This window comes from Paenibacillus apii, assembly GCF_011043685.1.
In the GTDB taxonomy this organism is placed as follows: Bacteria; Bacillota; Bacilli; order Paenibacillales; family Paenibacillaceae; genus Paenibacillus_AQ; species Paenibacillus_AQ sabinae.
Genome location: NZ_JAAKGU010000013.1, coordinates 95154 through 118138 on the forward strand (window position 1 = coordinate 95154; position 22985 = coordinate 118138).

18 protein-coding genes and 1 riboswitch are annotated in these 22985 nt (G+C 53.7%); of the genes, 14 read left to right on the forward strand and 4 right to left on the reverse strand.

The window, feature by feature from the left end; genetic code table 11:
• The first annotated feature begins 240 nt into the window (after window positions 1–240).
• The 6 genes from G5B47_RS21900 to G5B47_RS21925 all read left to right on the forward strand — a co-directional run bounded on the left by G5B47_RS21900 (window position 241) and on the right by G5B47_RS21925 (window position 5256).
• Window positions 241–1059: a basic amino acid ABC transporter substrate-binding protein gene (locus G5B47_RS21900; protein WP_165102830.1), complete on the forward strand. Its 819-nt coding sequence runs from the start codon at window positions 241–243 to the stop codon at window positions 1057–1059.
• A 127-nt stretch (window positions 1060–1186) separates the two neighbouring features.
• Window positions 1187–1834: an amino acid ABC transporter permease gene (locus G5B47_RS21905; RefSeq protein WP_165102832.1), complete on the forward strand. Its 648-nt coding sequence runs from the start codon at window positions 1187–1189 to the stop codon at window positions 1832–1834.
• Window positions 1835–1847: 13 nt separating this feature from the next.
• Window positions 1848–2570, forward strand: a complete 723-nt coding sequence (locus G5B47_RS21910; protein ID WP_165102989.1) for an amino acid ABC transporter ATP-binding protein — start codon at window positions 1848–1850, stop codon at window positions 2568–2570.
• Window positions 2571–2719: 149 nt separating this feature from the next.
• A complete protein-coding gene (locus G5B47_RS21915) occupies window positions 2720–3313 on the forward strand; it encodes a TerD family protein (RefSeq protein ID WP_165102835.1) in 594 nt (197 codons plus the stop codon).
• A gap of 72 nt (window positions 3314–3385) precedes the next feature.
• Entirely contained in the window at window positions 3386–4132 is a 747-nt protein-coding gene (locus G5B47_RS21920; protein ID WP_165102838.1) for a TerC family protein, read from the forward strand.
• A 335-nt stretch (window positions 4133–4467) separates the two neighbouring features.
• A complete protein-coding gene (locus G5B47_RS21925; protein ID WP_165102841.1) occupies window positions 4468–5256 on the forward strand; it encodes a formate/nitrite transporter family protein in 789 nt (262 codons plus the stop codon).
• Window positions 5257–5372: 116 nt separating this feature from the next.
• Here G5B47_RS21925 and G5B47_RS21930 read toward each other — a convergent pair whose 3' ends face one another.
• On the reverse strand, window positions 5373–5831 hold the full coding sequence (locus tag G5B47_RS21930; RefSeq protein ID WP_165102844.1) for a rhodanese-like domain-containing protein: 459 nt from the start codon (window positions 5829–5831) through the stop codon (window positions 5373–5375).
• Window positions 5832–5963: 132 nt separating this feature from the next.
• Here G5B47_RS21930 and G5B47_RS21935 point away from each other — a divergent pair, with 132 nt between their 5' ends.
• Entirely contained in the window at window positions 5964–6875 is a 912-nt protein-coding gene (locus tag G5B47_RS21935; RefSeq protein WP_165102847.1) for a LysR family transcriptional regulator, read from the forward strand.
• Between the two features lie 109 nt (window positions 6876–6984).
• On the opposite strand, the gene G5B47_RS21940 is transcribed toward G5B47_RS21935, so the two are convergent.
• A complete protein-coding gene (locus tag G5B47_RS21940; RefSeq protein WP_165102849.1) occupies window positions 6985–7134 on the reverse strand; it encodes a hypothetical protein in 150 nt (49 codons plus the stop codon).
• A gap of 332 nt (window positions 7135–7466) precedes the next feature.
• On the opposite strand from G5B47_RS21940, the gene G5B47_RS21945 reads away from it, so the two are divergent.
• The gene (locus G5B47_RS21945; RefSeq protein WP_165102852.1) at window positions 7467–10589 is read left to right on the forward strand and encodes an EAL domain-containing protein; all 3123 of its coding nucleotides are present in this window, start codon (window positions 7467–7469) and stop codon (window positions 10587–10589) included.
• 242 nt (window positions 10590–10831) lie between these two features.
• Here G5B47_RS21945 and G5B47_RS21950 read toward each other — a convergent pair whose 3' ends face one another.
• Window positions 10832–11872, reverse strand: coding sequence for a GGDEF domain-containing protein (locus tag G5B47_RS21950; protein ID WP_165102854.1), 1041 nt, complete (start codon window positions 11870–11872; stop codon window positions 10832–10834).
• A gap of 251 nt (window positions 11873–12123) precedes the next feature.
• Window positions 12124–12223, forward strand: a riboswitch (purine riboswitch).
• 73 nt (window positions 12224–12296) lie between these two features.
• Here G5B47_RS21950 and G5B47_RS21955 point away from each other — a divergent pair.
• The 6 genes from G5B47_RS21955 (at window position 12297) to G5B47_RS21980 (ending at window position 20818) form a co-directional block, all read left to right on the forward strand.
• Window positions 12297–13727 carry an NAD(P)/FAD-dependent oxidoreductase gene (locus G5B47_RS21955; RefSeq protein WP_165102857.1) on the forward strand — a complete coding sequence of 477 codons (1431 nt, stop codon included), beginning with the start codon at window positions 12297–12299 and terminating at the stop codon, window positions 13725–13727.
• A 218-nt stretch (window positions 13728–13945) separates the two neighbouring features.
• Window positions 13946–15469, forward strand: a complete 1524-nt coding sequence (locus tag G5B47_RS21960; RefSeq protein ID WP_165102860.1) for a methyl-accepting chemotaxis protein — start codon at window positions 13946–13948, stop codon at window positions 15467–15469.
• Window positions 15470–15645: 176 nt separating this feature from the next.
• Window positions 15646–17310 (forward strand): sensor histidine kinase, encoded by a 1665-nt coding sequence (locus tag G5B47_RS21965; protein WP_206107492.1) that lies wholly within the window; start codon window positions 15646–15648, stop codon window positions 17308–17310.
• Window positions 17307–18032 carry a LytR/AlgR family response regulator transcription factor gene (locus G5B47_RS21970; RefSeq protein ID WP_165102863.1) on the forward strand — a complete coding sequence of 242 codons (726 nt, stop codon included), beginning with the start codon at window positions 17307–17309 and terminating at the stop codon, window positions 18030–18032. The genes G5B47_RS21965 and G5B47_RS21970 overlap by 4 nt, the downstream gene beginning before the upstream one ends.
• Before the next feature lie 128 nt (window positions 18033–18160).
• The gene (locus G5B47_RS21975; RefSeq protein WP_165102994.1) at window positions 18161–19420 is read left to right on the forward strand and encodes an L-lactate MFS transporter; all 1260 of its coding nucleotides are present in this window, start codon (window positions 18161–18163) and stop codon (window positions 19418–19420) included.
• A gap of 579 nt (window positions 19421–19999) precedes the next feature.
• Window positions 20000–20818, forward strand: coding sequence for an alpha/beta fold hydrolase (locus G5B47_RS21980; protein ID WP_165102866.1), 819 nt, complete (start codon window positions 20000–20002; stop codon window positions 20816–20818).
• A gap of 813 nt (window positions 20819–21631) precedes the next feature.
• Here G5B47_RS21980 and odhB read toward each other — a convergent pair.
• Window positions 21632–22957 carry a 2-oxoglutarate dehydrogenase complex dihydrolipoyllysine-residue succinyltransferase gene (odhB, locus tag G5B47_RS21985; protein WP_165102869.1) on the reverse strand — a complete coding sequence of 442 codons (1326 nt, stop codon included), beginning with the start codon at window positions 22955–22957 and terminating at the stop codon, window positions 21632–21634.
• Window positions 22958–22985 lie beyond the last annotated feature (28 nt).

The following is a 22985-nucleotide window of genomic DNA, read 5'->3' on the forward strand; positions in this document are numbered from 1 at the left end:
AGCACTGACCAAAGGGACGAGATCCTGGCAGTGCTCTTTTTTACAAAAGCTTCGGATTCCGCAGCCCGGATTCGGAACAACGCTTCCGCGAGGCTATAAGTGCCGGGATTCAAGTTGTTACAAACTTCCGATAATTATGTGATATAACATAACATATGGAAGAAAAGATAATTGTCATCTACGCTTTAATCTGTTAAAATCTCTTTATGCTATTGACAATTTTCGCAGGGGGATTGAGAGATGAAAAGCAGAAATAAATGGGTCATGTCAGCTTTGATCGCGATGCTGGTCGTGGTCATCGCCGGATGCGGATCGGATAACAGCGCAAGTTCCGGCACCGGCGGCGAAGAGACCGTGGTGAAGTTCGCGAGCGACGCTACCTACGCACCTATGGAATATATGGATAAGGATACGATCAAGGGCTTCGACATTGATTTTATCGATGCGGTCATGAAAGAAGCGGGAATGAAATACGAAGTGGTCAATACCGGCTGGGACACGATGCTTGAGAGCGTCAAGCAGGGTACGGAATACCAGGCCGGCTTGTCCGCGGTATCCATTACCGCCGACCGCAAGCAGACATATGATTTCTCCGTTCCTTACTTTGAATCGACTAACATGATTATGGTCAAGGAAGGCAGCGACATCAAGAGCGCGCTGGATCTGAAGGACAAGACCGTGGCTGTGCAGACGGCAACGACCGCCGATGAGCTGATGAGCAAGATCATGGGCGTGGGCAACACGAAGCTGAAACGCTTCGACAGCAATGCGGTGGCGATGATGGAGCTTGACAACGGCGGGGCGGACGCAGTGGTGGCCGATATCGCGATCGTTCGGGAGTACATCAAGAACAACCCGAACATGAAGCTGGTCGGCATCACGGATACGCCGAATTTCGGCTCCGAATATTACGGCATTCTGTATCCGAAGGGCAGTGAGCTTAAGGCGAAGCTGGACCCAGCGATCCAGAAGGTTATTGAAAACGGCAAGTACGAGGAAATCTACAAGAAATGGTTCGGCGAAGCTCCGGACCTGACGAACTTGAAGAACGCACAGTAAGCAAGGTAAGCAAAGCAAGCATGCGTAATGAATACTATTGCGCGTGCTTTGTTTTTTTCAGGAGAGAGAGAAAGATTTACTGGGACGGCTTGTATCCGGCCTATTGTGAAGAGAAGGGAAGAGAAAGATGGATTTCAATTTCGACATCATTGGAGGATATTTGCCTTTATTCTTGCGGGGAACCTTGTATACGGTCGGCTTCTCGATCGCTTCAATCATCCTTGGTTCCATATTCGGGCTGGGCATCGGCTTTGGCAGAATGGTCAAAAGTCCGCTCTGGCGCTGGCCCTTCCTGGCCTACATTAATTTCTTCCGGGGCACACCGCTGTATGTCCAGATCCTGATTGTCCATTTCGGGCTCGTTCCCGCCTTTTATGGCAGCACCAATGCGCTGATTTCCGGTGTCGTTGCGCTGTCGCTCAACTCGGCGGCCTACACAGCGGAGATTTTTCGGGCAGGCATCCAGTCGGTCGATCCCGGCCAGCGGGAGGCGGCACTGTCGCTTGGGATGACAGGAAGGCAGTCGATGCGGTTTGTGGTGCTGCCGCAGGCCATCAAACGGATGGTGCCGGCATTTGGCAACGAGTTCATCGTGCTCGTGAAGGACTCGTCGCTGCTGGCGCTCGTCGCCGCCCCCGAAATCATGTACTGGGGCAATACGATGAAAGGCCAGTACATGCGGATTTGGGAGCCTTATTTGACGGCGGCGGTGATTTATTTTGTGCTGACCTATTCACTCAGCAAGCTGCTGTCCTATATCGAACGGAGGATATAACCCCATGGAACCGATCATTTCCGTCAGACATCTGATCAAAGCCTTTGGAAGTCATACCGTGCTGAACGATATCAGCATTGACATTAACAGCCGGGAGGTTGTCGTCGTGATCGGGCCTTCGGGCTCCGGCAAATCGACATTTCTGCGCTGCCTGAACCTGCTGGAGCAGCCGCAGGGGGGCGATATCATCATCGAAGGCGTCAATCTGATGGACAAAAAAACGCGGATCAACGAGGTGCGGACCGAGGTTGGCATGGTGTTCCAGCAGTTCAACCTGTTCCCGCACAAGAAAGTTATTGAGAACATTATGCTCGCGCCGGTTCAGGTGCGCAAATGGCCGGAGGAACGGGCCCGCCAAAAAGGGCTGGAGCTTCTTCACAAGGTCGGGCTTGCTGAAAAGGCCGAGGCATACCCCGCCTCCCTGTCCGGCGGACAAGCCCAGCGGGTGGCGATCGCCCGGGCGCTCGCCATGGAGCCGAAGATTATGCTGTTCGACGAGCCTACATCGGCACTTGACCCTGAGATGGTTGGCGAGGTGCTTGCCGTTATGAAGGATCTGGCCCGTGAAGGGATGACGATGGTGGTCGTCACGCATGAGATGGGCTTTGCGCGCGAGGTAGGGGACCGGGTGCTGTTCATGGAACAGGGGGCCATTGTGGAAGAAGGGCCGCCGGAGATTCTGTTTGGAAATCCGCAGCACATGCGGACCCGGGAATTTTTATCGAAGGTGCTGTAAGCGGCGGGGATTCCCCCGCCTCTTTTTTTGCAACATAAGAGCGGACATTCACTGAAACAAATTCGTTTCCTCCGCGTATCACCTTGTATGTTCCATTTGCCGGGATTCCGGCGAGAACCTAGCGATTGTTCGAAATGGAGGGTTAACGCTTGGCTGGAATTAATCTCGTAAAAGGCCAAAACATAGATTTGACCAAAGGCAATGCCGGCCTGTCGAATGTGATTGTCGGTCTCGGCTGGGACCCTGTCGAATCCCAGGAGCCGCTTGGTTTGGGGAAGGAGGGCAATGTCGACTGCGACGCCTCGGCCCTGCTGCTGAACGCGGATGGAAAGCTCATGAAGAAGAGCAACCTGGTCTGCTTCCACAACAAGCATAGCGCCTGCCATTCGGTCGTTCATACCGGCGACAATCTGACTGGCGAAGGAGACGGGGATGACGAGCAGATCAGAGTCAACCTAAGCGCAGTCCCTGCTGATGTGGACCGGGTGCTGGTCGTTGTCAATATTTATGACGCCGAGAACCGCAATCAGGATTTTGGCATGATCAAGTCAGCCTATATCCGGGTCATGAATGCCTCGGGCGGCGCCGAGCTGGTCAGGTATAACCTGTCGGACAACTACTCCGGCTTTACTGCCCTGATCTGCGGGGAGCTGTACCGCCACGGACCGGAATGGAAATTCGCAGCGATCGGCGGAGGAAGCCATGCAGCGCATATTCATCAGTTGGCAGAGCGGTTTATATAACGTAACGGCTGCTGCCGGGATTAACGTTCGATCGCCGGCAGATCATAATAAATATACCGGAGGCAAGTGACAATGGATTGGCTGTCAGATTTTTTTAGGAGCATAAACGACAATTACGGCCATTTTTTCTCGTGGCATGATGTGGCGGCAACGTTATCGGACCCTGTGAGCTGGGGCATAATCGCAAGCTTGGTCCTCCTTGAAGGTCTGCTCTCTGCGGATAACGCGCTTGTTCTTGCGGTCATGGTCAAGCATTTACCGAAGGAACAGCAGCGAAAGGCGCTCTTTTACGGAATTCTGGGTGCGTACTTGTTTCGTTTTGCGGCGATCGGGCTCGGATCGTTTCTGATCGGATTCACACTGGTCAAGGTGCTCGGCGCCCTGTATCTCTTCTACATTGCCTATAAAGGCATCTTCAAGGGCGGCGGCAGCGATGCCGTCGAAAATAAGGGGGCTTCCTTCTGGAAAACGGTGCTGCTGGTCGAACTGATGGATATTGCTTTCAGTATCGACAGCATTATCGCCGCCTTCGGGGTTAGCAGCGAAGTATGGGTACTGTTCATGGGCGGTATTCTCGGCGTTCTGATGATGCGCGGGGTCGCGCAGATTTTCCTGAAGCTGATCGAGAAGTTCCCCGAGCTGGAGCAGGCGGCTTTCCTGCTGATTGCCGTTATTGCCGGTAAAATGATGGCGGGCGCTTTTGGGTACGAAATGTCCCATGTTATCTTCTTTGTCGTTATTATCTCCGTCTTTGTCGGCACGATTCTGTATAGTACCGGCCGCAGAAGAAGGGAAGCGAAGAACGAGGTGCATCATTAAGCGCACGGAATAAGAGAATATAAATGGAATGACCTGGCTTGGCTGCAAGGTATAATCCTTCCCTCCGGCACATAGATTGCGTCAAGGCGCGGCAATGCGGGGAGGAGGGGATGACGTGATTCTTGGCTGCCTTATTCTCGTGCTTCTTGTGGCGGCCAGCAGCGAGAAGGCGGAGGGGATTGCTGAACTGATAGACGATGATCCCTCATCCAAGGGATAATTCCGGCCATCTGACGAGGGTTGTTGTTTCAAGCGTTTTGTTGCGGTTTATTGGGTATAATAAGCCACAACTCGTATCCGAGGCTGCTGAAAATACAACAACCCACGGAGGATCTATGGAAAACGAAGCACTATTGAAAGTCGAGCAATTGGCGCTGAAGAAGCAGAAGGTGTACCACAACAGTATTTTTCGCTACATTGCCCGCGCCATGCTGGCCAGTATGTTTATCGGCTTCGGCGTCATTGTGGCCTTCAAGACCGGCAACTTTTTTTACATGGAGCATTCTCCGCTCACTTATCCGATGGCCGCCATTACTTTCGGTGCAGCTATCATCCTCATTTCCTACGGCGGCGGCGACCTGTTCACCGGGGACACATTCTATTACACCTATGCGGCCTTGCGCAAGAAAATGCAGTGGACGGATGTCGGCCGGATGTGGGTGTGGAGCTATGTCGGCAATATTTTGGGCGCGACTGCGTTCGCCCTGCTTATTTATTTGACCGGATTATTCTATGATCCGAATGTGAATGGCTTTTTGCTGAATGTCGTTGAACATAAAATGACAGCCCCGGCTGTGCAGCTGTTCTGGCGGGCGATTCTTTGTAACTGGCTCGTCTGTCTGGCATTTTTCGTGCCGATGTCGCTCAAGGCCGACGGCGCCAAGCTCTTCTGCATGGTGCTGTTCGTATTCTGCTTCTTTATTTCGGGCTATGAGCATAGCATTGCTAATATGTGCACCTTCGCCATCGCGCTTGTGCTGAACCATCCCGGAACGATCTCGTGGGGCGGCGTTGTCCATAACCTCATTCCGGTTACCTTGGGCAATTTGATCGGCGGCGCGGTCTTGATGGGTGTCATGTACTATTATGTGAATAAGCCTTTTTTGGATCAGGAAGATCATTAACTGGCGGCGGGGCGGTTTAACGTCCCATATCATTTGCAGCGAAATGGAAGACCTCCATTCTGCTCAGGGGGGAGTCCCCAAGGGCAGAACCGGAGGTCTTTTTTCAAAATAAGAAATTATATGTTTGATATCGGCGGCATTTGCCAGAAGAGCGGGGCCTCCTCCCGAAGCGTTCCTTCCAGCGGACCGCCTTCCCGCCGCCAGTATTCGATGCCGCCGAGCATTTCTTTGACCTGGTAGCCCTGGGCGGCCAGCCGGGCGGCGGCTTTGGTCGCTCCGTTGCAGGCGGGGCCCCAGCAGTACACAACGAGCGGGCGGTCCTGCGGCAGCGCCGGAGCGCCGCTGCGGCCCGGATAGCCCGAGGGCAGAGAGACGGCGCCGGGCAGATGCGCCTCCTCATAGGAACGGGCATCCCGGACATCGACCAGAGTAAAGCCCAGCAATCCTTCGCGCAGATCGTGGGCGACATCGGCTACATCGGTCTCGAATACTCCTCTTGTGTTGAAATAAGCAGCGGCCTCAGCCGGATAAGCGGGCTGCACGGACAGCACCTGCGATTTTGGCTGGATTTTCATGGCATACATCCTTCCTTTCAGACTAATTATGACTTCTTCCTACATTTTAGCTTGAACAGATCATTAGTGATATCTATAGTATTAGATAACAACTATCGAAATGAATGATAATAATATCCGGAGGAGAGCGGGATGGAACTGACCTATCTGCGTACGTTTTGCGAGGTTATCAAGAGCGGCAGCTATACCCGGGCGGCGGAACAGCTGGGGTATGCGCAATCCAGTGTGACGGCCCAGATCGCAAAGCTGGAGGAGATGTACGGGGCGAAGCTGCTGGAACGTTCGGGGCACGGAATGGCGCCGACATTTGCTGGCAAAACGCTGCTCGGGTACGCCCGCCAAATGCTGGCGCTGAGCGAGGAGGCGAAGGCGATTATCTCCGAAGGACAGGCAGGGGAGCTGACGGTCGGTTGCATCGAGACGCTTGCCGCCTATTTTCTGCCGGACCGGCTGCACCGTTTCCGCAAGCAGTACCCGGACATCCGGCTGCGGGTGCTGCCCGGTTCCGAGAGTGACATTATCGCCGGTGTGCGGAACAAATCGTCCGATTTCGGACTGATTTTTGATAAGCCCTACGTCTCGGAGGATCTGCAGGTCCTGCCGCTAAGGCAGGAAGAACTGTTTATCATCGTGCACCCGGGGCACCCGCTGGCTGACTTCAAATCGGTACAGATATCCTTGCTTGCCGCGGAGCCGCTCGTTCTGACAGAGGATACATGCACATACCGGAATCATCTGCTGCAGGAAATGAGAGGCCTCGGGATTGCGCCGAGAGTGGAGCTGGAATTCGGCAATCTGGAGGGGATCAAGCAGGCCGTAAAGCATGAATGGGGGATCGCTTTTCTGCCTGGCTACACGGTCCTGGAAGAATTGGAGCGGGAAGAGCTGAAGGCGATTCCGGTGGCGGAGGGCGGCGGCTGGGGCTTCCAAATTCAGCTGATCTACCGCAAAGACCGCTGGCTGTCCGCCTCATTCGAGCGGTTTATCGAAATGATGCGCGGGGCGGATGACGTGAAAATAGAAGGCTCTGCGCGGCAGGAATAGGCCGGTCCAGAGGCTGGGGAGGCGACCCGTGGAAGCGCTCCTGATAAAGTGAAAAAGCCGCCATTCCGGCAAACCGGAAGGCGGCTATTATTAATGCCGTATGTGAAAGTCAGCAGCTCTTGCAATTTCTGCTGGCTATGAACTGCAGGCGGCCTTTAATTTCTTTTTGCCATTTCAAATCTCCAACCTTGACGGCAAGACTAAGCAGATCCAGGTAATCATCAACCATCAGCGACGTCCGGGTAGTGGCTGTGTTCATAAGCGTTCAGTCTCCTTTAAATCCATTTTTCATCTGTTTTAATAATGATAATCATTATCACCAAAACCGATATTGTTATTATCCATATTCTACGTCTAAAAATCAATATGAAAAGTGAAATATCTCACTTTTAAATGTTACAATTTTAAGCAAATTGACAAGGGAAGAGATGTTTTGCAATGAAAGAAAGGGACTGAAAGACATAATTACACATGAAAGTTGTATTTTTTTACCGGGCTGAGCAGGAATTATCCCAATAATTGTCGAACCAAGCTAGTGCATACTTCGCATACTGTTATTTTTTGGAAAATAAATCAAAGGAGAAATTAGCGATGAAGCGGTGCAAAGTCATCGTCCTGTTATTATCTGTTCTGCTCCTGCTTGCGCCGGATGCCGCTCACGCCGCAAGAAAAGAAGTCGCCTATAAAGCGGAACTGGATTATCCCCCCTATAAATACATACATAACGGATATTTGACCGGATTTGATATTGATCTGACCAATATGATTTTTGAGAGGCAGGACTACCTGGTTCAATACGGCAGCGACATATGGAACAGGGTGTACCGGCAGCTGGTCGGCGGCGATATCGACACGGCTGGGCTGATGGCCGTAACCGAAGAGCGGAAGCGTGAAATTCTTTTTTCCAACCCTGTCATGAAGATTCGCACCTCCATATACGCAAGGCAGAATTTCAAGTCCAGAGTAACTCTGGACAATCTGAACGGTTACAAGATCGGCGTCGGGCAGGGACAGTATACCGAGAGCATCCTATTGAATGAACTGGGGGTGTCCGGCTACAGGGCTTATCCGACGGTCGCGGAGGCTCTGACCGCCTTGAGCAGGGGCGATATCGATCTCTTGTTCGAGAATCAGGAGGTTGTCGATTACCTGATAGTCGAAGAAGGATTGACGGGCCGGATTATACATAAAATGAACAATCTTTATCCGGTGGATTTCGCCTACGGAATCAGCAAAACTTCACCGGAGCTTGTGCCTTATATCAATGAACGTCTGAAGCGGCTGAAGCAGAGCGGGGCGTTTGAGGAGCTGTATCGTCAGTATTTTTTCAATCATTCGGAGGATTATGGAAAAAGGATGCGCCTTAGGACGGTTGCCGGCCTGGTCATCGGCCTTGCTCTGCTGGCCGCAGCCGCCTTTTTTCTTAGAATGTATATTAGCCATTTGCGCCGGATTATTCGCGCCGAACAGCAGTTTTTCGAGGATGTGATCGAGCATACGGGCATTCTGGTCTGGGCGGTGCAGAAGGACAAGACGGTGCTGCGCCTGAACAAGTACGGCGAGCGGGTCACCGGTCTGAGAGAACAGGAGATTGTCGGCCAGAGTCTGGATGATGTGGAGCTGAAGGTAGCGGGGGGAACCAGGCTGAAGGAGCTGCTCTACCGGGCGATCGGCTACGATTTTGCCGGCCATGAGGAGTTTCAGATTCCGAGCGGAGCCGCCGAGGGGCGGTACTTCACGTTCCGGACGATGTTGATCAAGGGCCTCGGCAGAGGGGCCTCCGACGCTTTTGTATTGATCGGCATTGATATCGACGAGCTGAAACGGAACGAGCGGAAGCTTGAGTCGAGCTTTTGGAAGCTGGAAGCGACCCATCTGGAGCTGGCGGCGGCCAAAGAGGAATTGCAGGATCAGAACGAGAAGCTGAGCTTCAGCGAGAAGCGGTTCCGCCTGGCTGTTGAAGCCTCCGGCGCTTTGCTGTGGGAATACGATTACGAGAAAAAGAGCCACTGGGTGTCGGACCGCTGGTATGAAGTCATGGGCTATCAACCGGGGGAGCTCGATCTGTCCGTTAATACGGTGATCGATCTGATCCATCCCGATGACCGGGAGCGTTCAAGAAAGGCGCGTGACGAGCATTTGGCCGGCCTGAAGCCGGTGTATGAAAGTGAATACCGGATGCGAACCAAGGAAGGGCGGTATTACTGGTTCGAGGTCAGAGGCAAGGCCACTTTCGACCGGCGGCGGGAAATGAAGATGTTTCTGGGCTCTTTGATCGACATCTCCAACCGGAAACAAATGGAGCTTAAGCTCAGCAGCAGCTATCAGGAGCTTGAAGCGACCTATGAGCAGCTTACGGCGACACAGCAGGAGCTTGTGGAGCAGTACGCCACCCTGCTGGAGAATCAGAAAAAAATGCACCATCTTGCCTATTATGATTCCTTGAGCCATTTGCCCAACCGTCTGTGTCTGCTGGAGACGATGGAAGAATACTTCCAGATTCCCGGCGGGAGCGCCGCGCTGTTGTTCATCGATACGGACAATTTTAAATACATTAATGACACGATGGGCCATAAGTTTGGCGATATACTGATCCGGCAGGTTAGCGAAAAATTGCAGTCATCCGTTGTCCGTGAAGGCAGTATGCTCGCCAGACTTGGCGGAGACGAATTTGTCGTCTTTATCAAAGATGTGAAAGAACGCAAGGAAGTCATCGAGCTGGCAGAGAGACTTCTCAAGGAGTTTGAGAATCCGTTCCAGATCGGCGAGAGCAGCGTCTATATTTCAGTCAGTATTGGAGTTTCCTTCTACCCGGCCGACGGTAACACGACGGAGGAGATTCTCAAGAGTGCAGACGTGGCCATGTACCGCGCCAAGGAAGCGGGAAAAGGCGTGTATGCCCTGTACGACAAATCGATGCATACCGAGTTCAAAGAACGCATGACGATCGAGAAGCATTTGCGCAGCGCGCTGGATAATGAGGAGTTCGAGCTGTTCTACCAGCCGCAGGTCGACCTTCTGACCGGAGATATCTCCGGCTTCGAGGCGCTGATTCGCTGGAACAGCCCGGATCTCGGGTTTGTCTCGCCGCTGTCGTTCATCAGGATCGCCGAGGATTCCCGGCTGATTATTCCCCTGGGCGAATGGGTCCTTCGAAAGGCCTGTCATTTTATGGCGGATATGTCCCGGAAGCAGTATAACCATTTCAGAATTGCGGTTAATATTTCCGTCATACAGCTGCTGCAGGACAATTTCATTCCTACCGTGCTGGGTATCCTGTCCGAAAGCGGAATCGCGCCGAGATGTCTGGAGCTGGAGATTACGGAGTCGGTCTTCATGGAGTCGTTCGAACGAATTGTCGACAAGCTGGAGTATTTGCAATCGCAAGGGATTCGAATCGCGCTGGACGATTTCGGAACAGGCTATTCCTCGCTTAGCTATCTCCAGCAGCTGCCGATCTCAACCCTGAAGATCGACAAGGCCTTTATCGATCCGCTGTCGGACAATTCATACAGCCAGTCGTTTATCAAGACGATGGTATCGCTCGGCCATGAGATGGGGCTGGAAGTCGTGGCGGAAGGCGTAGAGGACCACAGCCAGCTGGCGTTTCTCAAGATGACGGGATGCGACAAGGTTCAGGGTTATTTGATCAGCAGGCCGCTGCCGGAGAGGAATACGCGGGAGCTTCTTGAGAAATGGTCCCGCAAGCTTTAAGCACACGGCCATTCATCGGGTGCCGCGAGCAGGCTTCACAAGCTGTCAACCGATGCCTTACATAAGAAAAACTCCTATCGGAGCCTCTCGAAGACGTTGCCGAATCCCTCTTTAGCGGTTGTTTTTCTTTGCAATATCAGGAAGTCTGGTCATTGAAGTTTATACTTTCTGATATTATCAAAAAAGGGATGCCCTTCAGCTTCCGGCTGAAGGGCATCCCTTTTCGGTCTTTCATCCCGTATCTATAAAACAACAATTTTATTCTTGCCCGTCTTCTTGGCTTCGTAGAGCGCGTCGTCCGCTTTCTGGAACACATGGTTTTTGGAATCGGCATTCTGAACATCATGCATGCCGATGCTCACCGTTACCGAATTCCCGTCCATCTCGGGTATCGGCAGGTTGGCGATACCTGTTCTTATCCGCTCCATTATTTCATAGGACGCCTCCAGCGGTTTGGAGGTAAGAATAATAACAAATTCCTCGCCGCCATAGCGCGCGGCAAAATCGTCCGCGCCGATATGCTCCAGCATTGTCGCCGCCACCTGTCTGAGTGCAATATCCCCGACCCCATGCCCGTAGGTATCGTTTACCTTCTTGAAATTGTCGATATCGAGGATGGCCAGCTGCATCGGGAACGGATTACTCTGTTGATGATCGATCAGCCAGCCGAAATATTCGTGAAAGGTCTTATGGTTGTACAGATCGGTCAGCGCGTCGATTTTGGACAGGCGGTCCATGATGATATTCTGGATGCGCAAATCCTGCTCCGATTTCTCCGAGTTGGCCAGCGAGCGGATCAAATCCTGACCCCGGCGGATAACTGCAAAGCCCGTCAGCGCAGTTGCCGCGAAAACGATGGAGACTAGAATAATCTCGGACCGCTGGATAGACCGATGAACCGATGACAGTCCAAGCTGCGTGATCATATACAATAATCCGAAGCCCGTCGAGGCGATCAGATAGGATTTTTTCAGATAGATCATGGAAATGAGCAGCGGGAGCAGCATAATAAGCGGCGATACCAGGATATCCGAAGCGGTAAGGACGGTGACAAATAAGGAGATGACATAGCTCCCTGCCATAATAGAGACTTCGCCCAGCTTCGGCCTCCATTTGTGAATGCACTCCAGAAGGATAATGATTCCTAAAATGATCACATCGGGAAAAAGGACGCGGGAATGAAGCATCCGGCTTGAGGTATGGACCAGCAGCGCAATCCAGAAGGCATTCAGCAGCACACGGTTCCAATTCAATTGGCGAGGAGTATGCGATGGATTAAGCATAAGGTGTTCCTCATTTCCAGTAGCGATGTGTATGTATTCGACAAGAATCCCCTTTTTTCCTCCCTCTTGATGGCAGGGTTACAATGTTCGGATTTTGTACAAAATTAACGAACAATCACTACAAAATATTCGTTCCTGCTCAAAAAACACGTATAATAATGTATATCTTCATTGACATATTCGTCTATTTTCGTTAAGATGCTAGTGGCTTGGAAATATTTCTTATAGCTGACGTAAAATCATACTGCACGCGTGAACGCGTACTTGCTGTTCGTATATCCCTAAAGATAAGGTTTGGGGGTCTCTACAGGGAACCGTAAATTCCTGGCTACGGATGGGTGCCTTTGGCTTACCCTGAAACTGGCCGGGTTTTTTTCCGTGCCGCACTTGCTTGGCATTATAAATTCGTTTTCTGGAGGAACAGATGAGCAAATATGATGTAATCGTCGTTGGTGCCGGACCTGCGGGTATTTTTGCCTGTTATGAGCTGACCCGGAAGGCCCCGCACTGGAAAGTGCTGCTGATCGACAAAGGACATGATATTTATAAGCGGCGATGCCCGATCCTGGAGGAGAAGATTCAGTTCTGTCCGCCGGCTGCGGGACGCAAGGAGTTCGCCGGATGTCTGCCGGCCTGCTCGATTACCGCGGGCTTTGGAGGCGCCGGAGCATACAGCGACGGGAAATTCAATATTACAACCGAATTCGGGGGATGGATGACGGATTATTTGGCGCCCTCAAAGGTGCTTGAGCTGATCCGCTACGTCGATTCCATCAACCTCGAGCATGGAGCGACGGAGATGATTACCGATCCGACGACCGATCCGATCCGGCGTATCGAGCAGCGCGGCTATGCGGCCGGGCTAAAGCTGCTGCGGGCGCAGGTTCGCCATCTGGGGACCGAGCAGAATCTGGAAATCCTGAAGTCGATTTACGAATATTTGAGCACCCGCATTGACATGATGTTCAAGACGGAGGTGCAGGACATCGAGACGGTCAGTGAGAATGGCACTCACCGGGTAACGGGCGTTACCCTGAAGAACGGGGAGACTTACGAGACGAAGCTGGCTATGGTCGCTCCGGGACGCGACGGTTCCGCCTGGCTCACGGATGTGCTGAAAAGACACCGGCTCAAAATGTACAACAATCAGGTGGACGTCGGCGTCCGGGTAGAAACCTCGGATGTCGTTATGCAGGAGATCAACGAGCATCTTTATGAAGGCAAGTTTATTTTTAACACTTCGGTCGGCACCCGGGTCCGCACGTTCTGCAGCAATCCTTCCGGACATGTCGTCGTGGAGAACCACAGCGGGGTCATGGCGGCGAACGGGCACTCGTACAAAGATCCGGCGCTCGGTTCCCCCAACACGAACTTTGCGCTGCTCGTCTCCCATAAATTTACCGAGCCGTTCGACAAACCCAATGAATATGCGCGGGAAATTTGCAAGCGGGCGAACGATCTGTCGAGCGGCGGAGTGATCGTGCAGAAATACGGCGATATTTTGCGGGGCCGCCGCTCGACCGTGACAAGAATCGCCGAAGGCTTCGTTGAGCCGACGCTCAAAGAGGCGGTCCCGGGCGACCTCGGACTGGTGCTTCCCTACAATACGATGAAGAGTCTCATCGAAATGGTGGAGGCGCTGGAGAAAGTAACGCCGGGCATTGCCTCCGAGCATACGCTCTTTTACGGCGTGGAGGCCAAGTTCTATTCGGCCCGTCCGAAGCTGACGGAGTCGTTCGAGACGGAGATTTCCGGTCTCTACTGCGGCGGGGATGGCGCGGGGATCACGCGAGGACTGGCCCAGGCGGGCGCGGCGGGCGTCTGGATCGCCCGGGGCATGCTGGACCAGGCCTGAAGCGGAGCATAAGCGAAAGCTGCAAGCTTGAAGGAAAGCCAACCGTTTACCTTTCGGGGAGACGGGGCTTTCTTTTTTTAAACGAAACGATTTATAAACCTCGCTGCTTTACCTATGAATCCTGTCGAAGCAAGCAGAATATTCATATAATATGCATATCCTTGGGGAATTTTACCTGTTATAATGTCAACATACATAACATGAAGAAGTGGAGTGGAATGTCGTTGCATAACAACCGTCAAGTCTTAGCTTTTACTGTCACTCTCTCGCTGCTGGCCGGACTGTATGTGTTGTGGATTGAAATGTTGTGGATTCATAAGCTCGTGCTGATGTTGGTTGTTGTCTCCTTCGCTCTACTTGCGCTGACCGCTTACCGGTCTCGTATCCGGGAGCAGGCGCTGCTGAGGCAAGCAAACGAACAGGTTCACAGGCTCGGCAATGAAATGGTGGTGACCTCGGACCGGATGCATGGAGCGCTCGCGGAAATCAGCCGGCATACGGGGGAACTGCAGCAGACAGCCGATTACTCCCATCAATCCGAGCTGGAGCTGAAGGGCCGGAGCTATGAAGCGAGAGCGAATATGGAGTCGGCCTCCGCGACAATGGACGGGGTAGCAGAAGCGGCGGAACGTATTCAGGGACTGACGGACAAGCTGGGGATAAGCATGCGGGAAGCCAACCAGGAAGTGGCGGAAATGCTCGATTCTCTCAAGAGCACCGACGCCGTGATGGAAGAGCTTAAGGGGCAGAGCAGCCAGATGTACGAAGAGTTCGCCTCATTGAGCAAGCTTATCGCGATGGTGGAAGGCATCAACGAAGTGATCGTGGGCGTAGTGGAGGAGACCTCGCTGCTGGCGCTTAACGCTTCCATCGAAGCGGCAAGGGCTGGAGAGCAGGGCAGGGGCTTTGCCGTGGTAGCCGACCGCATCCGCAAGCTGGCGGAGCAGAGCCGCACCTCGGTGGACCGCTCCTCCGCGCTGCTGCTGGATCTTAACAAGGGAGTGGAGCAGGTGCTTGACTCCGTGGATAAAGAGCGGGCTTCCGTGGAGCGCGGCGTAGGCGAGGTAGGGGCCGTGAAGGCGCGCCTCGCTGAAATTGCGGCCACAGTCAAGACGGTGGATACGGCGGTATCCGACACGGTGAAGGCGGCCAGCCGTCAGGACGAGCTGATCGGCGGCGCTTTGCCGGAGCTGCGCAGCGCGGTAGCCTTGCTGAACGAGACGATTGCGAGCGTCGATCTGATGCTGGAGCAGGTGAACCGGCAGCGGACGCAGATCGGGGAGCTGAACGAGGTCAGCGCCAGCCTGCTGGCGGAGTCACAGGCGCTGCGGCAGTCGGTAAGCCAGATCGCCGGCATGGAGGAGATTGAGGAAAGCCGTTACGCCGAGAAGCTGGAGGTTATGCAATCGCTGCTTACGCACATTGCGGCCAAGGAGGAATTGTATGTCCCCGACCCGGATGTTCACAAAAAGGTATTGGCTTCCTGTCTTGCGGAGACGCCGGATTTGCAGGCCATCTGGTCGAACCGGACGGACGGCACCTTTATTTTCTCCGAGCCTGCGGCGGGCCTGCTTAATGCGAAGCGGCGCGACTGGTGGAGCGGAGCGATGAGCGTCGGCGCTTTTGTCTCGAAGCCTTATGTGTCGGCCATAACGAAGCGTTCCTGCGTGACACTGTCGAGGGCCGTAACGAATGACCGGGGAGAGACGGTTGGCGTGATCGGCATCGATTTGGCGATCTAAGCGGCAGAGAGGGCTTAAAGCCCGAAGAAGTTGAATCATGATGAATACGGCGGGCGCTATCGGGTTTCATCTCCGGGCGCCTTTTTTTTGAAATCCGGGAATAGTTTTAGGTTGGACAAATCACGGGACATCAGCCTATAATGACCGATATATTTTACTATGGGGGCAAGAACACGATGCAGTATACGTTCGTCATTCTGCTGCAGCTGCTGGAGCGTGCCGCACTGCTGCTTATGACACTGTTTGTATTAACCCGGGTGCCGCGGTTCAAGGAGATTTTTCAAAAAGGGGCTTATGCGCCGCAGGAGCTGTTCATCGCCACCGTCATTTTCAGCCTGTTCGCCATATTCAGCACGTATAGCGGTATTAAGGTGGAAGGCTCCCTCGTCAATGTGCGGATTGTAGCCATCATGGCCGGCGGCATTCTGTTCGGTCCCTGGGTGGGGCTGATTACCGGTATTATTTCCGGCGTTCACCGGTTTCTGATCGATATCGGCGGCATCACCTCGGTGCCCTGTCTGATTACCAGCATCGCGACCGGTGTCGTTTCGGGGATTATCTACCGTCACACGTCCGCCGAGCGCCGCTGGCAGGCCGGGATTCTGGCGGGAATGGGCTGCGAAGCGCTGACGATGCTGCTGATTCTCGTCATGGCCCATCCGTCGTCGCTCGGCGTCGAAATCGTATCGAAGATTGCCTTTCCGATGATTATGAGCCAGGTCAGTGTCGGACTCATCGTCATGCTTGTCCAGAGTGTGGAAGGGGAGAAGGAGCGGATCGCCGCAAGGCAGTCCAAGCTGGCCCTCGATATCGCGAATAAGACGCTCCCCTATTTTCGCAGCATCAATCCGCAGTCTCTTCGCAAAATATGCACGACCATCAAAGAGGATATCGGCGCGGACGCGGTCGCGATTACGGATACCCGGTGTATTCGCGCTTATGTCGGCATCGGGGAAGAGTATTACGAGGAGAAGAACGAGATTATCAGCGACGCAACGAAAATCACGCTGTCCAGCGGGGAAATCACGATCCGCAACAACGATACGGAATTCAACCATCATCATATCAAGTCGCTGATCATCATTCCGCTGAAGGAAAAGGGCGAAGTCACCGGCGCACTCAAAATTTATTACACCAAAGCCCACAAAATCACCTATTCCCTCCAGGCGATGGCTGTTGGCCTGTCCCAGATTATTTCCACACTGATGGAGGTCTCGCGTGTCGAAGACATCAAGCAGATGGCGAACAAGGCGGAGCTGAAGGCGCTGCAGACCCGGATCAATCCCCATTTTCTGTTCAACGCGCTGAACGCCATCGTTTCCTCCATCCGGATCGACCCCGACAAGGCCAGGGAGTTGATTATCAATCTGTCCGGCTATATGAGGTACAATCTGGAGCTTACCGACGATTTTATTGACATCCGCAAGGAGCTTCAGCAGGTTCGACATTACGTCGAAATCGAGAAAGCGCGCTTTGGAAGACGCCTTACGGTTCTCTACGATATCGATGACGAGACGGAAGTCCGCATCCCAAGCCTCATCATCCAGCCCTTGGTGGAAAATGCGATTGTACACGGCATACTGAAAGGGCGGGGTGTAGGAACGGTGACGATTTCGGTTAAGGACCGGGGCGACAGCGTGCGGATCGGCATCCGCGACACCGGGGTCGGCATCAGCGAGGAAACGATCCGGAAGGTGTACGAAGGCAGCATGCCAGAGAACAAGATCGGGCTGTTTAACGTGCATCAGCGGGTGAAGCTGATTTACGGCGAGGGACTGACGATTACCAGGCTGGATAAAGGGACGGATATAACTTTTGATGTGAAAAAGGAGAACCGATGAGAGCGATAATCGTAGAGGATGAAGAGCTGGCCAGGCAGGAGCTGGCCTACCTGATTCGGGCGAACAGCGGCATAGAGATTGCGGCCGAGTTCGACGACGGGCTGGACGCGCTGAAATATTTGCAGGCCAATCAGGTGGATGTGCTGTTTCTCGACATCAATATCCCTTCCGTGGACGGTGTGTTTCTGGCCCAGAATATCAGCAAATTTTCCGTGAAGCCCCATATTGTGTTCATCACCGCGTATAAGGAGCATGCTGCCGAAGCGTTCGAGATTGAGGCCTTCGATTACATCCTGAAGCCGTATAACGAGACGCGGATCAAGGGGATGCTGGGCAAGCTGGAAGCGGCCTTTACACGCCGGCCCGGAGGGGAAGAGGAACGCAATCCGGTCAGCAACAAGATCAATCTGTGGAAAAATGAAAAAATCATCGTCGTCGATGCCGACGACATTTACTACGCCTCGGCCCAGGAGAAGACGACGAGCGTCTTTACGCGAAACGAAGAGTACTCCATGGGGGTCAGCATCACCGAGTTTCACGGACGTCTGCCGCAGGATCGCTTTTTCCGTTGCCACCGTTCTTTTATCGTCAACCTGTCCAAAATCAAAGAAATCATCCCCTGGTTTAACAACACCTACCTGCTAAGGCTGCGCGATCTGGACTTTGAAGTGCCGGTCAGCCGCAGCAAGGTCAAGGAATTCAGGCAGATTATGCGCCTGTAGTGGCCGTTCATTCCTTCTTTCTGTCATTTCGTTCCGTATTTCATCCGCATTTTTGCAAGCAAGCTACAATAAAGATGCAAGAGGCGCTCATGAACGCGGCCATAACCGAAGGAAAGAAGGAAAGAACCATGTCGGTAGGGACTAAAGCAAACAACCGTTTTCTAATCGTACTGGGAACCATTATTATGCAGATGGGCCTTGGAACCATTTATACCTGGAGCTTGTTCAACCAGCCGCTCGTAACAAAATATGGCTGGGAGCTCGGCTCCGTATCTACAACCTTTTCGATCACAAGCTTTGCGCTGGCATTCGCGACACTTTTTGCAGGCAAGCTTCAGGATAAAATCGGGCTTCGCCGCCTGACTGCCGTGGCGGGTGTTATGCTGGGCCTCGGTCTGATGTACAGCTCGCATGCAACCACGCTGCCGATGCTGTATCTGCTGGCAGGGGGCGTTGCCGGATACGCCGACGGAACGGCTTATATTACCTCGCTGTCGAATCTGATCAAATGGTTCCCGAACCGCAAGGGTCTGATCTCGGGAGTATCGGTTGGCGCGTACGGAACAGGCAGCTTGATCTTTAAGTATGTGAACGCCCATCTGATCGGATCGGTTGGAGTCTCCCGCACGTTCCTGTACTGGGGCATGATCGTCATGGCCATGGTTGTCATCGGTTCGCTGCTTGTAAGAGAAGCCTCCGTGGCGCCGGCTGGAACGGCTAAAGCATCATCGCTGCTCGCCCCGCTGGAGAAAAAGGATTACACCGTGGGCGAAATGCTGCGCACGAAGCAAGCCTACCTGCTGTTCACGATCTTCTTCACCGCCTGCATGAGCGGCCTCTATCTGATCGGCATTGTAAAAGACATCGGCGTGAAGCTGGCTGGACTTGACGTGCAGACCGCGGCCAATGCGGTGGCGATGATCGCCATCTTCAATACGGCCGGACGCCTGATTCTCGGCGCACTGTCCGACAAAATGAGCCGTTTGAAGCTGATCGGCTTCACCATGGCCATCACGGCTGTAGCCGCGCTGACGCTCAGCTTCGCGAAGCTGAACTTCGGACTGTTCTTCGCTTCCGTGGCAGCGATCGCCTTCTGCTTCGGCGGCAACATCACCGTCTTCCCGGCCATCGTCAGCGACTTCTTCGGGTTGAAGAATCATAACAAGAACTATGGCATTGTCTATCAAGGGTTCGGCCTCGGCGCATTGTCCGGTTCGATCATCGCCGCCTTCCTGGGCGGATTCAAACCGACCTTCATCACGATCGGGGCGCTGTGCCTGATTTCCTGCCTGATCGCTGTGATGCTGAAGCCACCGGTTCAGGTCCGCAAGGAACGGAAGCGGAATCCGGAGATGCCCGGACGCACCGCATACGGAAAGATCTCTTAAGGAAGCAGCCGCCACCTCAGGCTTCGGCCTGCAAGGCGTGACTTCATATAGCTTCAAGCAAGGCTTTAAGCAAGAGTTTCGAGTGATGTCGGAAACTGCAAGACCGCCCAACCGCAAATGGTTTATTCCTCCTAAATAAATTATAAAAAAGGGCGGCAAAACGTTAAAGACGGTTCCCCGGGTCAGCATAGGCCTAATGGGAGCCGTCTTTTAACAATTGGAGAAAATAAAAGTTCATCGCTACATAAAACGAACTTGAAAAAATGACAACATGGTAAGGAGTAACGAAGGGGAAGTTTGGAACTGTAGGAGCGACAGCGATCGCCTTTGTCTCCGGATTTCATCCGTGAAGAGCGGTATAATCAAGAAATCTGGAGATGGGCAGCGGCCGGAAGTCCAAACATTCCTCGAAGTTACGAACGATGCCCAAATGGAAAAATCTCAAGTTCATTTTATATAGAAACGGTTGCCCTCCTCCATTGGTACGGGGTAGCCGTTTCTTTTTATATGCGAACACGCTTTCGATACTAGGGATATAGTGGTAAAATAATAGGGTCTGGAAAGGAGAGGGAACAATAGATGCCATACTGTCAAACCGGGAAAGTGGAGCTATATTATGAAGATTGGGGCGAAGGCAGACCTATAGTGATGATCCACGGGTTCAGTCCCGACCATCGGCTGATGAGCGGCTGTATGGAACCTGTATTCAGGGAGAGAAAAGGCTGGAGACGGCTGTACATCGATCTGCCGGGAATGGGAAAGTCACGCTATTATCAGGATATCCGCAGTTCGGACGAGATGCTGGAAGCGGTGCTGTCTTTTCTGGATATCATGCTTCCGGGTGAGACCTATTGTCTCGCTGGGGAATCTTACGGCGGTTATATCGTCAGGGGAATCATTGCCGGGCGTCCGGAGCAAGTGGATGGCGCGGCTTTGATTTGCCCGATGATTATACCGGAAAAAGAGGACAGGAAGCTTCCTGCACAATCCGCTGTTTATACAGACGCCAATTTTGTGGAGAAGCTTACAAAGGAACAGCGGGATGATTTCAGTTCAATCGGAGTCGTCCTTGACGAATATACATGGAATCGCTACAACGAAGAGATATTATCCGGCATCCGGTTGGCCGACGAAGATTTTCTAGCTGACATCAAAGTCCGGTACGGCTTCTCCTTTCCGGTGGATCAGGAGGAATTTCATAAACCGGGACTCTTTATTACGGGAAGGCAGGATGCCGTGACGGGCTACATCGATGCTTTTTCCATTCTTAAGCAGTATACCCGGACTTCATTTGCGGTGCTGGACCGGGCGGGTCATAACCTGCAAATCGAGCAGCCGGAGCTGTTCAACGCCTTGGTGCAGGAATGGCTGGACAGGGTGGGAAGAGAAGGGGAATAGGTAAACCGGCAAAGAGCTTTGAGGGAACGCAGAGCATGCAGGCGCTGGTGCCTTACCTGGCCCCTTCTTGCAGCGGATAGCATCGAACGGAGGATATGGAAGAATGGCGGGCTATGGAGGTCTAATTGACAGACGATCTTTTTTTGCGGGAGGGCGAACAGGGAACTGAGTGGCGATTCTGCGCACCGCCTCCGTCATTAATTCAAGGGACATGTTATCGAGCATAATAATATCCGCGTCTGCGGCCAACGAGGATGGTGCTTGAGTTTAAGCCGACGCATGTATGAACTGGAAAATATCCCCTTTATTTAGGGTAAAAGGGACGTTATACGGACATAAACGGGAAAAGCTCCGGCTTATTGGCCGGGGTTTCTTATATTTCTGCAAAAACGCCTGATTAAGAGGGAGGTATTCCCTTTCAGTTTGGGTAGAAGCCCTCCAGTTGGAAAATAAGAGGGAGGAATTCCGTTCCAGCTCACGATTAGCAGGTTCGATGTGGTTGACCACCGTCATTTGACGCCAAACACCGCGCTCTAAGGAGCTTCGCACTATGCTGACTTTCATCCCATCCGTCCGGCGGTGAGCGAATCCTGGACCACTGAGTTGCGTTGTGTGGAGCGGGGAGCGAGCGGGACTGTGCCAATAGGGTTCGAATTAGACGGGGACGACTCAAAAATGACCTCAAGCTCCACAGGCATGTGGAAGATGAGGTCATTTAGGGTAATAACATTCCGTTTAAAGTGGGGACCCAGCTTCCCGAAATAACTTTTGGGATAGCTTTAAAGGAGGGTTAAGGCTTCCTGTTGGCCTTCTTTAGCCCTCCAGAAGCAGCGCTTCCGGGTCTTCCAGCAGCTCTTTGACTTTGACGAGGAAGCTAACCGCCTCGGCGCCGTCGACGATCCGGTGATCGTAGGACAGGGCGATGTACATCATCGGCCGGTTGACCGTCGTTTCTTCGTCGATGGCGATTGGGCGGAGCTGGATCTTGTGCATGCCCAGAATGCCGACCTGCGGCGCGTTCAGGATCGGCGTCGACAGCAGGGAACCGAATACGCCGCCGTTGGTAATCGTGAAGGTGCCGCCTTGAAGATCGGAGAGGGCGAGCGTGTTGGCTCGGGCTTTGGCGGCAAGCTCGGCGATCTGCCGCTCGATCTGCGGGAAGCTGAGCCGATCGGCTTCCCGGACCACCGGCACGACCAATCCTTCCTTGGCAGACACGGCGATGCCGATATCGTAAAATTTCTTGATAATGAGGTCATCGCCGTCAATCTCGGCATTGAGCAGCGGGTACGCCTTGAGCGCGCCGACCACCGCTTTGGTGAAGAAGGACATGAAGCCGAGGCCGATGTCATGCTTCTCCTTGAAGTTATCCTTGCGCCGCTTGCGGATATCAAGGATCGCAGTCATGTCCACCTCGTTGAAGGTGGTCAGCATGGCCGCCGTGCGCTGCGCCTCCACCAGGCGGCTGGCAATCGTCAGCCGTCTGCGCGACATGCGCTTGCGCTCCGTCTCTTTCCCGTCCGCCGCCTTGGTCCCAGGCAGCGGGCTGCCGTCGGGCGCGCCCTGCGTGGGCGCGGCCGGGGCCGGCTTCGGCGCAGCGGGCGCCGCTGCTGCGCCGAAGGTCTCCACATCGGCCTGGCCAATCCGGCCGATGGGATCGCGCGCACCGACCTCGCCGAGGTCGATGCCGCGCTCGCGCGCGAGCTTGCGCGCACCCGGCGAAGCCAGGTACGCGGCGCCGCTTTCGGCGGCCGGTCCTTCGGGGGCCGCCAGGGTCCCTGCACCGGCGGATGGCGCCGCCGGCTGCTGCGCCGCAGGCGCTGCCGGAGCGGCAGGCACGACCGGCGCTTCCGGTGAGGCAGGCTTGCCGTTGTCCGCCGAAGCCTTGCCGTTCCCGCCGCTACCGCCGTCGCCGATCCGGCCGATCACTTCGCCGACGGCGACATTCTCTCCGGCTCCCCGCAGAATTGCGGAAATGACGCCGCTCTCTTCGGCGCTGATTTCCAAATTGACTTTATCCGTTTCCAGCTCGGCCAGCACGTCTCCCTGGCCGACGGAATCTCCTTCTTTTACATGCCACTTAAAAATCGTGCCTTCGGTAATGGATTCGCCCAAATCGGGCACTTTAATTTCGGACACAGGCCGCTACCTCCCCAAAGTGTGGATT

Bases quoted from the DNA above. Each gene is read 5' to 3' on its own strand.
- G5B47_RS21900 (WP_165102830.1), top strand. From the start codon at position 241: ATGAAAAGCAGAAATAAATGGGTCATGTCAGCTTTGATCGCGATGCTG.
- G5B47_RS21905 (WP_165102832.1), top strand. From the start codon at position 1,187: ATGGATTTCAATTTCGACATCATTGGAGGATATTTGCCTTTATTCTTG.
- G5B47_RS21920 (WP_165102838.1), top strand. From the start codon at position 3,386: ATGGATTGGCTGTCAGATTTTTTTAGGAGCATAAACGACAATTACGGC.
- G5B47_RS21925 (WP_165102841.1), top strand. From the start codon at position 4,468: ATGGAAAACGAAGCACTATTGAAAGTCGAGCAATTGGCGCTGAAGAAG.
- G5B47_RS21930 (WP_165102844.1), bottom strand. From the start codon at position 5,831: ATGAAAATCCAGCCAAAATCGCAGGTGCTGTCCGTGCAGCCCGCTTAT.
- G5B47_RS21935 (WP_165102847.1), top strand. From the start codon at position 5,964: ATGGAACTGACCTATCTGCGTACGTTTTGCGAGGTTATCAAGAGCGGC.
- G5B47_RS21940 (WP_165102849.1), bottom strand. From the start codon at position 7,134: ATGAACACAGCCACTACCCGGACGTCGCTGATGGTTGATGATTACCTG.
- G5B47_RS21945 (WP_165102852.1), top strand. From the start codon at position 7,467: ATGAAGCGGTGCAAAGTCATCGTCCTGTTATTATCTGTTCTGCTCCTG.
- G5B47_RS21950 (WP_165102854.1), bottom strand. From the start codon at position 11,872: ATGCTTAATCCATCGCATACTCCTCGCCAATTGAATTGGAACCGTGTG.
- G5B47_RS21955 (WP_165102857.1), top strand. From the start codon at position 12,297: ATGAGCAAATATGATGTAATCGTCGTTGGTGCCGGACCTGCGGGTATT.
- G5B47_RS21960 (WP_165102860.1), top strand. From the start codon at position 13,946: ATGTCGTTGCATAACAACCGTCAAGTCTTAGCTTTTACTGTCACTCTC.
- G5B47_RS21965 (WP_206107492.1), top strand. From the start codon at position 15,646: ATGCAGTATACGTTCGTCATTCTGCTGCAGCTGCTGGAGCGTGCCGCA.
- G5B47_RS21970 (WP_165102863.1), top strand. From the start codon at position 17,307: ATGAGAGCGATAATCGTAGAGGATGAAGAGCTGGCCAGGCAGGAGCTG.
- G5B47_RS21975 (WP_165102994.1), top strand. From the start codon at position 18,161: ATGTCGGTAGGGACTAAAGCAAACAACCGTTTTCTAATCGTACTGGGA.
- G5B47_RS21980 (WP_165102866.1), top strand. From the start codon at position 20,000: ATGCCATACTGTCAAACCGGGAAAGTGGAGCTATATTATGAAGATTGG.